Source organism: Paenibacillus tyrphae (genome assembly GCF_000722545.1).
GTDB classification, from domain to species: domain Bacteria; phylum Bacillota; class Bacilli; order Paenibacillales; family NBRC-103111; genus Paenibacillus_G; species Paenibacillus_G tyrfis.
The window spans coordinates 160261-174517 of sequence record NZ_JNVM01000008.1; the positions used below are offsets into that span (position 1 = coordinate 160261).

The following is a 14257-nucleotide window of genomic DNA, read 5'->3' on the forward strand; positions in this document are numbered from 1 at the left end:
AAAACGATAAAATCGGGTACCTTTTGACGGAGTTCAACATATACTGCACATGGGACATTCGCCTATACGCGGAGCTTGTCAATCCATGGAAGACAAGGAGTGGAAGAATGGACGACTGGAAGCGCAAAATCGGAGAAACCGCATTGACGAAAGGAATAATAAACGACCCAGACTGGCTCGAAAAGCTGGACGATTCGATGCCGGTATGGGCCGTTCTGCAATTGATGCTGGAGCTGCTCGAAAAGCTTGAGCCGCAGTACACCAGCTATGATTAAGTGATTTTCAAAATATCCGTTACCGTTTCGTTCTTATTGGCCGGTACGACGTATTTCCCTGTGGATTTGCGGTCATCGATCGGCGTCTGCTCGGTCGAGAACGTCACTCTTCCGCCTGTACTGAGGATGGCGGTCAGGTCGAACGGCTCTTTAACAACAAAAGCGCCTTTCAGCTCCGATCCGTTCGGCTTTACCCGCTTGCCCTCCTTGAATTCGAACGTAATAATCCCTTTGCCCCCGCGTCCCTGTACGGGATAATCCGCAACGAGCGAGCGCTTCGCATACCCAAGCTCCGTCATGACGACGACTTCTCCTTCGTCCCCGTCAATCCAATCGGCGGCGACGATCTCATCGTCATCCTTAAGCTGAATGCCGCGAACCCCGGCAGCGGCACGCCCCATCGGATTTACTTCGTCCTCCTTAAAGCGAATGGCCATCCCCTGCTTCGTCACCAGCAGCAGCTCTTTTGAGCCTGTGCTGAGCAATACGTCGAGCACTGCGTCCTGATCGCCCACTTTGCAAGCAACGATCCCGGTCGAACGATTCGTAAAATATTCCTTCAGTTCGGTCCGTTTGACCTGCCCTTTGCGCGTAACGAACACGAGCGACTTGCCCGGCTCCTCGAAATCCTTGACCGGCAGCACGTGAATAATGCGGTCGTCCTTCGAAATCGGGATGACGTTGACGATGGCAGTGCCGTTCTCCTTCCATTTGTACTCCGGAATTTGATGTACAGGCAGCAGGAAATATTGCCCTTTCTGCGTGAAAATAAGCAGGCTCTCCAGCGTATTGACATCAAGCAGATAGCGAAGATAGTCGCCTTCCTTCAGTCCCGTCTTGTCAATCTCGCCGCCGGAGCGGATAAACGACAGCTTGCCCGTACGCTTGATATAGCCTTCGCTGGAAAGCGTAACGAAGACGTCTTCAGCCGTCACCATGACTTCCAGGTTGACTTTAAGCTCTTCCACTTCGTCCTGGATGTCCGATCGGCGGTCGATGCCGTACTTATCTCGAATTTGCGACATTTCATCTTTAATGACAGCCAAAAGCTTCTTTTCGCTGCCAAGAATCCCTTTCAGGTACGCGATCGTTTTCTGAACGTCCTTCCATTCTTTTTCCAAAGAATGAATCTCCAGATTCGTCAAACGATACAGCTGCAAGGTCAAAATCGCATCGGCTTGCCGTTCGGTAAAACCGAACTTGGCGACGAGGTTGTTCTGGGCGTCCTGACGGTTTTTCGACGCTTTGATCGCGGCGATGACCTCGTCCAGGATGTTGAGCGCCTTGACCAGCCCTTCGAGCACATGAGCACGATCTTCCGCCTTCTCCAGCTCGAATCGCGAGCGGTGGGTGACCACTTCTTTCTGGTGGTCGATGTAGGCTTCCAGCATATCGCGAAGCCCGAGCTGCTTCGGCGTCTTGTTGACGATAGCGACCATGTTGAAATTATAGGCCACCTGCAGGTCGGTTTTCTTAAACAAATACGCCAAAATCCCCTGCGCATCCGCGTCCTTTTTCAGCTCGACGACAATACGAAGACCCTCGCGGCCGCTTTCGTCGCGAACCTCCGCAATGCCTTCGAGTTTTTTCTCCAGACGGATATTTTCCATCGCCGTTACCAGGCGGGATTTCACGACTTGATAAGGTATTTGGGTAATGACGATCTGCTGGCGTCCGCCGCGCAGGTCCTCGATCGCCGTGCGCGCCCGCACGTAGATACGGCCCCGGCCGGTCCGGTACGCGTCGCGTATCCCTTCCGAGCCCATAATAATGCCGCCGGTCGGAAAATCCGGGCCTTTGATGGTGCCCATCAAATCCTCCAGCGTGCTGTCCGGCTTATCGATCAATGCAATGCAGGCATTGACCACCTCGCGCAGGCAGTGCGGCGGAATTTCCGTCGCAAATCCGGACGAGATGCCGCTAACGCCGTTAACGAGCAAATTCGGAAACCGCGAAGGCAGCACGACCGGCTCTTTCGTCGTATTGTCGAAGTTGTCCTTGAACTGAACCGTCCGCTTCTCGATGTCCCGCAGCAGCTCCATCGCGATTTCGGACAACCGCGCTTCGGTATACCGCATCGCAGCCGGCGGATCGTCGTCCATCGAGCCCCAGTTGCCGTGGCCGTCAACCAGGACGTGGCTCATTTTCCAAGGCTGTGCCATCCGCACCATGCCTTCGTAAATCGAGGCGTCGCCGTGCGGATGGTAATTACCCATTACGTCCCCGACCGTCTTCGCCGATTTGCGGTACGGCTTATCCGGTGTGTTCCCGGAATCGTACATGGCGTATAGAATACGCCGCTGCACCGGCTTTAAGCCGTCCCGCACGTCCGGAATCGCGCGGTCTTGAATGATATATTTGGAATACCGGCCGAACCGGTCGCCTACAACCTCTTCCAGAAAGGCCGGCAAAAAATTTTCCAGGATACTCACAAAAGGCCCCCCGTTTATTCTTCAAATTCCGTGAAGTCCACGTTCTCGATGATCCAGCGCTTCCGCGGATCGACTTTATCCCCCATCAGCGTAGATACGCGCCGCTCGGCTTTGGCCGCATCCTCGATCTGCACCTGCAGCAGCGTGCGCGTCGCCGGGTCCATCGTCGTTTCCCAGAGCTGGTCGGGGTTCATCTCACCGAGTCCTTTGTAACGCTGCAGCTCGATATTTTTGCCGAGCTCTTTGGTCAGCGCCTGCAGCTGCTCGTCGGTCCAAGCGTAACGGACCGTGCTGTTTTTGCCGGCTTTTTTCGTCACCTTGAACAGCGGCGGCTGGGCGATATACACCTTGCCCACGTCGATGAGCGGCTTCATGTACCGGTAGAAGAACGTCAGAAGCAGCACCTGAATATGCGCGCCGTCGGTATCGGCGTCGGTCATAATGATAATTTTCGCATAATTGCTTTCCGACTCGTCGAATTCCGGACCCACCCCTGCACCGATCGCGGCAATGATCGCCTTGTATTCGTCGTTTTTCATAATATCGAGCAGCTTGGCCTTCTCCGGGTTCATCGGCTTGCCCTTGAGCGGCAAAATCGCCTGATGCTTCGAATCGCGCCCCTGCTTCGCCGACCCGCCAGCGGAATCGCCTTCGACGATGAACAGCTCGTTGCGGGTATAGTCCTTCGATTGCGCCGGCGTCAGCTTGCCGCCGAGGTTCGAGCTTTCGCTCTTGCCCTTCTTGCCGCTGCGCACCTCTTCTCGCGCCTTTCTCGCCGCTTCGCGCGCTTTGGCCGACTGGATCGCCTTCTTCATGATCATCTGCGCGACCTGCGGGTTTTCTTCGAGGAATACCGCCATTTTATCGGAGACGACCGAATCGACCGCGCTCCGCGCCGAAGCGCTGCCGAGCTGGTCCTTCGTCTGGCCGACGAATTCGACCTCACCCATCTTGATGTTGATGACCGCCATCATGCCTTCGCGCAGGTCTTGCCCGTCCAGGTTTTTCTCCTTTTCCTTGAGCATCCCGTTCTTACGCGCGTAGTCATTCATGACGCGGGTATAGGCGGTTTTGAAGCCCGTTTCGTGCGTTCCCCCGCCACGCGTCGGAATCGAGTTGACGAACGACACGAGCGTCTCCGTGTAACCGTCGTTATACTGCATCGCCACTTCGACTTCGATTTCGTCTTTCTCCGCTACAAAGTGAATGACATCATGCAGCACCGTTTTTTCCTCGTTCAAGAATTGCACGAACTGGCTGGCGCCGCCTTCGTATTGGAACTCCTCTTGCTTATCCGCGCGCTGATCGGTCAGCGTGACCTTCAATCCTGAGTTCAAAAAGGCGATTTCCTGCAACCGCTCGTAGAGCGTATCGAAATTGATCGTCGTTCCGCCCTGAAAGACGCGCTTGTCGGGCTTGAACGTCACCTTCGTTCCGCTTTTGCGCGTCGAACCGATCACTTCCAGGCCGGTGACCGGTTCTCCGACGTGCTCCTTGCCTTGTCCGTCCACCCAATATTCAAACCGCTGGCGGTGTGTTTTGCCTTCGCGGTAAATTTCTACTTCAAGCCATTCGGACAGCGCATTCGTCACGGAAGCGCCTACGCCGTGCAAGCCGCCGGATTTTTTATATCCTCCGCCGCCGAACTTGCCGCCGGCATGAAGCATCGTAAACACCACCTGCGGTGTGGGAATCCCCGTTTTGTGCATGCCGGTCGGAATACCGCGGCCGTTGTCGTACACCGTTACGGACTGATCCTTATGGATCGTCACGTCAATTTGCGTACAATGCTTGGCCAAATGCTCATCCACGGCATTATCGACGATTTCCCAGATCAGATGGTGAAGCCCGGACGTGCTGGTACTGCCGATATACATCCCCGGCCGCTTGCGTACCGCTACCAGTCCTTCGAGCACCTGGATATCGTCTGCACCGTAGTCCGCCGGCGCTGCTGTCGTTTTTCCTAACAAATCGAGTTGATCCGCCATCGCAGCCTCCCTAAAAACACCTATGTCTCCGCAACATTATAACATTTGATCGGATTAGTTCAATACATCTTTTTTCGTAAAAACCGCAAACGAGACGATAACCGATGCGATTCCCCATACGGTCAACACCGCCAAGGAGAACGGCAAATCCATGCCTTTGATGGGCGGAAGCGTCCCGCTGAGATACGTCGTCAAGTTCAAGTTGACCATGAACAAATATTTGGCCGTCTCCCAAGAAGAGACCATATTCGTCAAGATCGTGCCCGAGATGAGCAGCGCCAGCATGATGCCCATTCCCGCCGCCGTGCTGCGCACAAGCACCGAGATCATCAGCGTCATCACCGCGACGACGAGCGCCGCATACCAGACCAGCCCGAATTCCATGATCAGGTACAGCCATTGGTCGATTGGACGGACGAACGAAAAGTCGACCTCCGTCCCCTTCACCTGAAACCCGAAGAACACCGGCATGTCCCAGCCTCCGTAGCCGAACACGACGCCGGAAATAAGATAGCATAAAATGGCTGTCGCAATAACGATAAACGAGGTGAACAAGATCAGACTCAGCAGCTTGCTTAAGAGAATTTTCCAGCGCTGGACCGGACGTGTCAGCAGCAGTTTGATCGTCCCCGTCGTATGCTCCCCGGATACCATATCGGCAGCAACGACCATAACCATGAGAGGAATGAACAGATTTACGGCATTTTTCACAAACTCTCTAGTAAAGGTTACCCCGTTCGGCTCGGCCGGATTCACATCTTTATCCAGATAGTACTGGGCCAGCTTCACTTCGACGCGGCGCCACTGCTTCCATTCCTCGGGCACGCGCCCGCTGCTGAGACTGCGGGTATAGTCCACAATCTTCTGCCGCTGCTCGACCCGCCAGTCAGTCGTTCCGAACTGCTTCCGGTTGCTCTCTGCCACCTTCATTTGCGCATACGTAAACATCGGGATGATCGCGGCCAAAATAAGCAGCACGACGAGCAGCCGCTTTTTTTTGATCATTTTGATGCATTCGTTCTTGACCAGCGGATACAAACTAACCAATGCGCTCACCCTCCGTCAGCTTCAGGAATAAATCTTCCAGAGTCGGAAGCTTGATTTCGATGCCGTGGAGCGCAACGCCCGCTTCCATGAGCCGCCTTGACAGCTCCGGAATCGCCTCCGGATTTTGCAGGGCAACCAGTCGCGGTACACCTGCTTCCGTGCTGGACTCATCCGTGAACGTGACCGACTGCACCTCGGGGTGCGATTGCAAAACTTTTAGCGCAGTCTCCACCGGAAGCACGCTCCAGACAACCGTGCTGACGGATTCGTCCACAAGCGATGATACCTCGCCGACCGTAATGACCTCGCCGTGGCTTATGATCGCGACCCGGTCACACATTTGCTGAATTTCGCTGAGCAGATGGCTGGAAATGAACAAGCTGAGCCCGGTCTCGGCCAGCTGGCGGATAAATTCACGCAGCTCCTTGATCCCTTGCGGATCGAGGCCGTTGGTCGGCTCGTCCAAAATGAGCAGCTTCGGATCGTTCAACAGCGCTTGGGCGATACCAAGACGCTGCCGCATCCCCAGCGAGTACGTTTTGACTTTATCGTGGATGCGCGCGTCCATGCCGACGATGTCCACCACTTCGCGGATGCGCTTCTCACCCACACCCGGCAGCATCCGGGCGAAATGCTCCAGGTTTTCCCAGCCGCTGAGGTACGAATACAACTCCGGATTTTCCACGATACAGCCGACATACTGCAGCGCTTCGTTATGCTCCTTGTGCACGTCGTAGCCGCAGATGCGGATCGAGCCTTCCGTCGGCTTGATCAAGTCCACCAGCATGCGGATCGTCGTCGTTTTTCCCGAGCCGTTCGGTCCGAGAAAGCCGAAAATCTCTCCAGCGCGCACTTCGAACGAAATGCCTTTGATGATCAGCCGTTTGCTGATCGTCTTTTTTACGTTATCGACCGCCAGAACAATGTCCGCGTCTCTTCCTTTCCGATGCTGTTCCCCGGCCTGAGCCATGCGCTTCCGGCCTCCCTGCTATTTCAAGATTTCGACGATCCGATCCGCGATCCGGTCGTAGCCGTCTTGGTTCGGATGAAAGTGGTCCGTGTATAAATACTTGCTCAAATTCAGCTCGAACAAATCATACGTCGGCACCAGCGTAATGTTCGGGTACCGGTTCGCCAAATCGAACGCAGCCGCGTTCCACTGCTGGATAACCGGAGCTCCTTCGCGCTGAGGGTCAAGATCGAGGAACGGATGGTACAGGCCGACGTAAAAAATTCGCGCATGCGGGCTTGCCTTGCTGACCCGGTCGAAAATTTGCTCCAGACTCTTCAATGCGCCCGGAATGCGCCCGGCCGCCGCTTTCGGGTTAAAGCCCGCCCCGGCCTCCTGATCCGGCGAGCCCGGGGTACTTTTCGGCGCTTCGGCGCCTTGGATGCTTTGGGACGTCTGCGCCTTCGAAGAGTCTGCCCCGGTTGAGCCGTTACTGCCGTCGCCCAAACTAAAGATGGCCGCGCCGCCCTGGAACAAATCGTTGCCCCCGATCGTCAGCAGCACCAGATCGGCCTCGGCAAGCGACTTGGCGATGTCGGCTTTCTTGTCCCAATCCTTAAGCACATCGGCCGTCCGATAACCCGGGATCGCAAAATTGTTGTAAACGAACACCGGTTTGCCCAGCTGCTTCTCCAGCTTGTCCCTTACGTCGCCGACATATCCTTTGCCCGACAAATCGCCAGTGCCCGCGCTTAGCGAATCTCCTAGGGCCACGATGCGGATCTGGTCCTTCGCTTCCCAGTTGTCCGTCTTCGGTTTTGCAGCGGGCTGCTGCGGGGCCTCTGTTGCGTCGCACGCAACAGGCTTCGGAAAAATAATCTGATTGATGCCGTAGGCGAATCCGACAGCGCACAGCACCGTCGATAACAGCGCGGCAAAGCCGACGGTCCGCCACAACCATCGCGTGGATCTCATGCATTCTCCCCCAGTTTCAGCAGCGTTACCTGCAAGGACTGATCACTTCAGTAACTATACATTTTAGAGTAGCGGTTTGCCGTGCGATTTGCAAACTTTGGGGAGGAGAGGGGATTGAAAGAGGGGTGATCAGAGGCAAGCGACATGCGAAGAAAAGCGTCAAATTGCGAGTTCAGACGCTCAAATATTTAAGCGGGTTTTGCTGTTGGCCGTTCTTGATGATCTCGAAATGCAGATGGACGCCTGTCGAGTTTCCTGTGCTGCCCATCACGCCGACTTTATCGCCTTTCTTGACGCCGTCCCCTTCGCGGACTACGACTTTGCTAAGATGCCCGTACAGCGTCTCGTACCCGTTCTGGTGATCGATGACGATGCAGTTTCCGTAGCCCGACTTCCAACCGGCGAACGTCACCTTGCCGTGATCGGCGGCCATAATCGCCTTTTGCTCCGAGACGAAATCCGTACCGTTGTGATTTTTCCCCCACCGCAGCCCGAATTCGCTCGTTACTTTGGGCTGCAGCACCGGCAGGACGAACTTGCCCGTACCCACGCCGGGAATCACTTTCGTCCCTTGCTTCACCACCGTCCGTACCGGCAATTCGAGTACCGTTTCCTCGACCACCGACTCGCTTGCAGGCTCGCCGTTTATGCGGACGGCTTCGTAGGTCAGCTGCTTCCAGCCGGGCTTACCGTTGGCTACAATCTGAATGACACCCGCCTGCAGCTCGTTGTCTTTTTCGTAGACGATGCCGCTCGCTATCCGGACCTGCTCGGTACGCGTCTCGACCGTTTTGACCGACAAAAGCGGCTGATTGACCGAAAGCTGAAGCGTTTGTCCGACACGGATCAAATCCTTCTTAATCTCCGGATTGTTTGCCCGGATCACATCGGCAGCAACTTGAAACCGCTGCGCGATCAACGAGATACAGTCTCCTTTCTGAACCGTATACGTAAGAGGCTGGGCGGCGCCGCTTAACATCCGGTTCAGCACCGCTTCGGCCGGCTCGACTTTGCTCGGGGCGACGGCCGTTTCGAGCAGCTGCACGTCCTGAGTAAATTCGGCGGTCATTTTCACCTTCGACCGGTTACCGGTGTCTTCCTCCGACAATATTGTAGCCTCCTTCTCCTTGGACACATTCAAAAAAGGCGCCTTTACCTGATCCAGGAGAGCTGCGGCAGTAAAGACGTCCTTCACAATGCCGACTGTCGTGCCGTCAATCCGAATCTCCGTGGCCAAAAAAGCAAAAACAAGTTTATCTTTCAGCGCGGCGATTACCGCATCATTGTCGTATGCGCCTTGGAACGTTTTGTTTCCTTCGAACCGAACGAACCGAAGCTGCTCCAGATTGGACGTGACGCGCGCATTATCGTACTGCCGCTCTACTTCTTCGTACCGGGCCGTCTTCCATTGCTTGACAATTTCCGGGTCGCTGACCGTTCCTACATGCTGATCGTCCAAAAACACGTCAAACCGATAGACCGGCTGCGCCTTCGCGAACCAGCGGCCTGAGATCAAGACGGCGACGATGACCGCAAAGGCCGTTCCCCATTGCACCACCTCCAGCAGCAAGCCGGGTGTGACGATGCGCTTTTTCAACGTCATTCCCTCCCTTAACGGATCGTTTCGACGTTCGGACCAGCGAACAAGTTCACTTCCCCATGTATATGTCTGAGGTACGGCGAGTAGACAAAAAAACAAAAAAACCCCGACGTTTCTGCTTGCGCAAAAACGACGAGGGCAGGCATAACATGACGATCCGCTTACTTGGACGCCAGTTGATCGGCCATGCGATGAAGGTTGGTTAAGCTGATTTGCAGACTATCCAGCGGGTTACCCGGACAAACGTCCTGCTCCACCGCGTACCATTCGATGCCGTTTGCTTCGCCCCACTGGAGGATCGGGATGAAATCGATGACGCCCGTACCCACTTCGGCAAACGTCTGATGTTCGTCATTCGACATGTCCTTCAGGTGAATGATCGGCATACGGCCGGCATATGGGCGGATAAAAGGCACCGGATCGAGGCCGCCCTTTTTCACCCAGTACACGTCGACTTCGGCCAGCACGGCATTGTCCTTGGACGGCTCCAGCAAATATTTGAGCGCGGATACCCCGTTCACAGTCGTGTCGAACTCGAACGCATGGTTGTGGTAGCTGAGCCGGAAGCCGAGCGGAGCGAGCTTCCCCGCCACTTCGTTCAGCTTGGCGCGTACTGCCCGGTACCCTTCTTCGCCACGCAGATCGGCAGCGATGAACGGGCAGATCAGGTCGCGCGTACCGAACAGCCTGGCCTGCTCGACGATCGTTTCAAGTTCGTTTTGCAGCGCTTCGTAGCTAACGTGCATCCCCGCGGTGCCAAGCCCCGTCTCCTTGAGGACGGCTGCGATTTCTTCGGCGGTATAGCCCCGCAAACCGGAAATTTGTACGCCGCTCCAGCCCATCCGTTTCAGCTCCCGCAGCACGCCCGGAAAATCTTTCTCCAGCTCGTCACGCAGAGTATACAATTGTGCCGCAAACTTGTTCTTCACAACGATGTCAGCTCCTTTGATTTAAGGAGAGCGCATAAAGCAGACGATGCCTGACAAATGCGCTTCCGGTGGGTATTGTTCACGTTAACAATCATACCACACCGGCCAATATCTGTTAACCCGTTTCTTTCAAAAAGCGGTACTGCGCTTGAATCAGTCCGTGATAAATGCCTTGGTGGCGTATCAGTTCCTCGTGATTGCCCTGCTCCATAATTCGTCCGTGATCCAATACGAGAATATGATCGGCATGACGAATCGTCGACAACCGGTGAGCGATGATGAAGGATGTGCGTCCCGCCATCAGCGTCTTGAGCGCTTCTTGAATTTTCAGCTCCGTCTCCGTATCGATGCTGGCCGTCGCCTCATCCAGAATAAGGATGCGTGGGTCCGCCAGAAGCGCCCGGGCAAACGAAAGCAGCTGGCGCTGCCCCATCGACAGCACGTTCCCTCTCTCCTGTACCTCGGTATCGTAGCCGTTCGGCAAATTCACGATAAACTCGTGAGCGCGGACAGCTTTGGCCGCCGCCTCCACTTCCTCGTCGGTCGCATCGAGCCGCCCGAACCGGATGTTGTCGCGAATCGTCCCGGAAAAAATGAACGTATCCTGAAGCACGATCCCGATCTGCGAACGCAAGCTTTGAATCGTTACATCGCGGATATCGTGGCCGTCGATGACAATGCTGCCTCCCGTCACGTCATAAAAGCGGCAAAGCAGGTTGATGATCGTGGTTTTGCCCGAACCGGTATGGCCGACAAGTGCGATCGATTGGCCGGCCTTCACGTTCAGATCGATCCGCTGCAGCGCGTGCCGTCCCGGCTCGTATTCGAATTCCACCTGCTGGAAGTCAATATCTCCGCGAATCGTCGGCAGCGGCCGGGCAGACGGCTTCTCCGCCACGTTCGGCTGCTCGTCGATATATTCGAAGATCCGCTCCGACGAAGCCATCGCAATGAGCATCTGCGAATACATTTGGCCGAGCCGGTTGATCGGCTCCCAGAAGCTGCCGATGTAAGAGGCGAAAGCTACGAACAAGCCTACGGTCATTTCCCCGCTTTGAATGAAATAAGCGCCAAGCAGGAACAAAATAAAGTAGCCGACCGCCCCGGTAACCTCAATGATCGGGTTAAACGACTGGTTTAAGGTCGATGCGCGGTTCCACGATTTATGGTTGTCCCGATTCATTTGCTCAAAATAAGCGATATTCTGCTTCTCCTGCGTGAACGCCTGCGTCACCTTGATGCCTTGGATGCACTCGTTCAAATGAGCGTTAATGCGCGATGTCTTCGTCTGGACAACCTGCCAGGCGCGGCGAATTTTCACGCGCAGCCGTGTAGAAATCAGGAACATGATCGGAACCGTGACAATAATCGCTGCGCCCAGCTTGACATTGTAAAATAATAGGATGAAGATGATGCCGATCAGCTGCACACAGTCGATCAACAGGTTGACCACACCGTTTGTCAGCAAGTCTTGAAGCGAGTTTACATAGTTCGTCACGCGAACGAGAATCGAGCCAGCCGGACGTTTGTCGAAAAACCGGAACGACAGCCGCTGAATGTGGCTGAATAAATCGTGGCGCAAATCGTAAATGATCCGCTGGCCGATCTCGTTCGTATACCGGATCCGGTAGTTGTTCGCGAGCCATTGAATGACATACAGTACGAACATGGCGCCTACGCAGAGCGCGAGCAGCTTGCCGTCCTTCTGCTTCAGCACGTTATCGATCGCAAAGGCGATCAGGAGCGGATTCAGCAGCTTCGTCAGAGCCCCGACAGCCATCATGATCAGGATGACGGGCGCCATCTGCTTCGCATACGGCTTCATATATTTGCCGACGCGCTTGACCTGAACCCAGTCAAACCCTTTGTCAAGCTCCTCGTCGTCTTGATAGACGAACCGGGATTTCAGCAGTTCCTCGCCTTCGGGCTTTGAACCGCCGGATGAATGTTTCCGTTGTCCGCTCAATGTGCAAACCTCCTTACGTTGGCTTGAGAGGCAGCAGCCACTTCCGCCGTCGACTCGTTGTGCTTCGCCGGTTCCTCGGTACCGGTATCGGCATCGATATCCTCCGGCTGATCGGCAAATTGAATTTTGTACGTTTCGAGGTACGGCCCCTCCTGCTTCATGAGCTCAGTGTGGGTGCCCCGCTGCACGATCCGGCCCTCATCCAGCACCAAAATCTCATCCGCATGCTTCAGGGAAGAGATCCGGTGCGCGATAATGAACGTCGTACGGCCTTTCATCACCTCTTCGAAGCCTTGTTGAATTTCGTGCTCGGTTTCCATATCCACGGCGCTCGTGGCATCGTCGAGAATTAAAATTTTCGGATTTTTCAGTAGCGCCCGCGCAATCGCAATCCGCTGCTTTTGCCCGCCGGATAGGCCCAGACCGCGTTCGCCGACGATCGTATCGTAGCCCATCGGCAGCTCCATGATGAAGTCGTGCGCTTTGGCCAGCTTCGCCGCCTGAATGACCTCTTCCATAGTCACGTCGTCGACACCGTAAGCGATATTGCCTTTGATGCTGGAAGAAAACAAAAACGTCTCCTGAAAAACGATCGCCATTTGGCTGCGCAGACTTTCCAGCGTAATGTCGCGAATGTCTGTTCCATCGAGCGTAATCCGGCCTTCCTTCACATTGTAGGCCCGCAAAAGCAGCTGAATGACCGTCGATTTCCCCGAGCCTGTACCGCCTAGCAGACCGATGACCGAGCCCGCAGGCGCATCCAGATTGAAATCGGTAAGCGCCGGCTGCTTATCCGTATACGCGAAGGTCACGTTGTCGAAACGGACGTGGCCTTGTACTCGGTCAGGCTGCAAAACGAGCGCATTCTCTTTATTTTTCACGTGTTCGTATTGATGCAGCACTTCGAGCAGCCGTTCGCCGGCCGCTTTCGATTGCGTGAAGTTGTTGATATGAAAGCCGATGCCCCACATCGGACCGATGATGTACCAGATCAAGCTGAAGAAAGCGACAAGCTCTCCGAGTGAAATGCTTTCGTTCATCACCATCCAGCCGCCGACGCCGAGCAAAATGACCACGCTCAGGTTGGCGAACAGCTCCATCAGAGGAAAATATTTAGCCCAAATGCCTGCGGTCAACACGTTGTTTTCCTTGTAGTTTCCGTTGCGTTCGGAAAATTTGTCGATTTCATGCGGCTCTCTCGCGAACGACTTAACCGTCCTTACCCCGGTGATGTTCTCCTGCACGGAGGTCGTCATACTGCTCATCGATTGACGGATCGACCGGAACGCCGGATGAATTTTTCCCTCGAACCGGATCGCCGTATAGACGAGGAACGGCATGCAAACCATGGTGAGGAGCGTTAGCTGCCAATTGATCGACGCCATCATGATCACGCCGAATGCGAACATCATGATCACGTTCAAAATCTGGACGAAGCCGAAGCCGATAAAATCCCGTACGGCTTGCAGATCGGCCGTGAGACGCGACATCAAATCTCCTGTGCGCGCTTTGTCGTAATACTGAAACGACAAGTACTGCAGCTTCCGGTAAAGGGCGGCCCGCAGGTTGAAAGCGGTTTGGTTGCCGAGTCGCGCACTGGTCGCGCCGTGCAGAAACTGAAAGGTCGCCTTGACGATCATCACGCCGGCCACGAGAAGCGCCAAGTACGGGACGGCCGAGAACTGCCCTTTCGAAATCACTTCGTCGATCAAGTACCGAAGCAGATTCGGGTACACGAGTCCCAGTGCCGTTGCCGTCATCAAGCAAACGATCGAGGCGTACAGAAACCTTCGTTCCGACCAGTAAAACTCCTTCAGCTGCTTAAATACTTCCATGGAGCTCCTCCTTCTCCGGCTTTGCTGCGAGAGCGCTTCCTTTCTGCGCAAAGCCTCTGCCGACACATTTTTTTCTCATGGAATACGGCGATAGAGCCGCAAAAGCAAAAATGACTTTCGAAGCGGAATGATGGCTCCGAAAGCGTTTCAGCTATGAGAAGTAGTGTAGCATCATCCCCAAGGGGCGGCAAATACGGGTTGCCCCATAATCTTGATTTTCCCAGAGTATTCCTTCAAATCGTCACAATTTGAAAGCACAGC

At 54.9% G+C, this 14257-nt stretch carries 10 protein-coding genes; 1 reads left to right on the forward strand and 9 read right to left on the reverse strand.

What is annotated here, in order from left to right:
* Positions 1 to 107: 107 nt before the first annotated feature.
* Positions 108 to 275, forward strand: coding sequence for a hypothetical protein (locus tag ET33_RS39200; RefSeq protein ID WP_167336426.1), 168 nt, complete (start codon positions 108 to 110; stop codon positions 273 to 275).
* Here ET33_RS39200 and gyrA read toward each other — a convergent pair.
* The 9 genes from gyrA to ET33_RS10835 form a co-directional block, all read right to left on the reverse strand.
* On the reverse strand, positions 272 to 2707 hold the full coding sequence (gene gyrA / locus ET33_RS10795) for a DNA gyrase subunit A (protein WP_036680540.1): 2436 nt from the start codon (positions 2705 to 2707) through the stop codon (positions 272 to 274). The genes ET33_RS39200 and gyrA overlap by 4 nt on opposite strands.
* Positions 2708 to 2721: 14 nt before the next feature.
* Positions 2722 to 4695 carry a DNA topoisomerase IV subunit B gene (gene parE / locus ET33_RS10800; RefSeq protein WP_036680543.1) on the reverse strand — a complete coding sequence of 658 codons (1974 nt, stop codon included), beginning with the start codon at positions 4693 to 4695 and terminating at the stop codon, positions 2722 to 2724.
* Between the two features lie 54 nt (positions 4696 to 4749).
* On the reverse strand, positions 4750 to 5742 hold the full coding sequence (locus ET33_RS10805; protein ID WP_036680545.1) for an ABC transporter permease subunit: 993 nt from the start codon (positions 5740 to 5742) through the stop codon (positions 4750 to 4752).
* Entirely contained in the window at positions 5735 to 6712 is a 978-nt protein-coding gene (locus ET33_RS10810; protein ID WP_051775251.1) for an ABC transporter ATP-binding protein, read from the reverse strand. Before ET33_RS10810 ends, ET33_RS10805 begins: the two co-directional genes overlap by 8 nt.
* 18 nt (positions 6713 to 6730) lie before the next feature.
* Entirely contained in the window at positions 6731 to 7666 is a 936-nt protein-coding gene (locus tag ET33_RS10815; RefSeq protein ID WP_036680548.1) for a GDSL-type esterase/lipase family protein, read from the reverse strand.
* Positions 7667 to 7838: 172 nt separating this feature from the next.
* Positions 7839 to 9263 carry a M23 family metallopeptidase gene (locus ET33_RS10820; RefSeq protein WP_051775252.1) on the reverse strand — a complete coding sequence of 475 codons (1425 nt, stop codon included), beginning with the start codon at positions 9261 to 9263 and terminating at the stop codon, positions 7839 to 7841.
* Between the two features lie 164 nt (positions 9264 to 9427).
* Positions 9428 to 10195, reverse strand: coding sequence for a sugar phosphate isomerase/epimerase family protein (locus tag ET33_RS10825; protein WP_036680551.1), 768 nt, complete (start codon positions 10193 to 10195; stop codon positions 9428 to 9430).
* Between the two features lie 115 nt (positions 10196 to 10310).
* Positions 10311 to 12161, reverse strand: a complete 1851-nt coding sequence (locus ET33_RS10830; RefSeq protein ID WP_036680553.1) for an ABC transporter ATP-binding protein — start codon at positions 12159 to 12161, stop codon at positions 10311 to 10313.
* Positions 12158 to 13996, reverse strand: a complete 1839-nt coding sequence (locus ET33_RS10835) for an ABC transporter ATP-binding protein (RefSeq protein WP_036680555.1) — start codon at positions 13994 to 13996, stop codon at positions 12158 to 12160. The genes ET33_RS10830 and ET33_RS10835 overlap by 4 nt, the downstream gene beginning before the upstream one ends.
* Positions 13997 to 14257: the final 261 nt, after the last annotated feature.

Bases quoted from the DNA above. Each gene is read 5' to 3' on its own strand.
- ET33_RS39200 (WP_167336426.1), top strand. From the start codon at position 108: ATGGACGACTGGAAGCGCAAAATCGGAGAAACCGCATTGACGAAAGGA.
- parE (WP_036680543.1), bottom strand. From the start codon at position 4,695: ATGGCGGATCAACTCGATTTGTTAGGAAAAACGACAGCAGCGCCGGCG.
- ET33_RS10810 (WP_051775251.1), bottom strand. From the start codon at position 6,712: ATGGCTCAGGCCGGGGAACAGCATCGGAAAGGAAGAGACGCGGACATT.
- ET33_RS10815 (WP_036680548.1), bottom strand. From the start codon at position 7,666: ATGAGATCCACGCGATGGTTGTGGCGGACCGTCGGCTTTGCCGCGCTG.
- ET33_RS10835 (WP_036680555.1), bottom strand. From the start codon at position 13,996: ATGGAAGTATTTAAGCAGCTGAAGGAGTTTTACTGGTCGGAACGAAGG.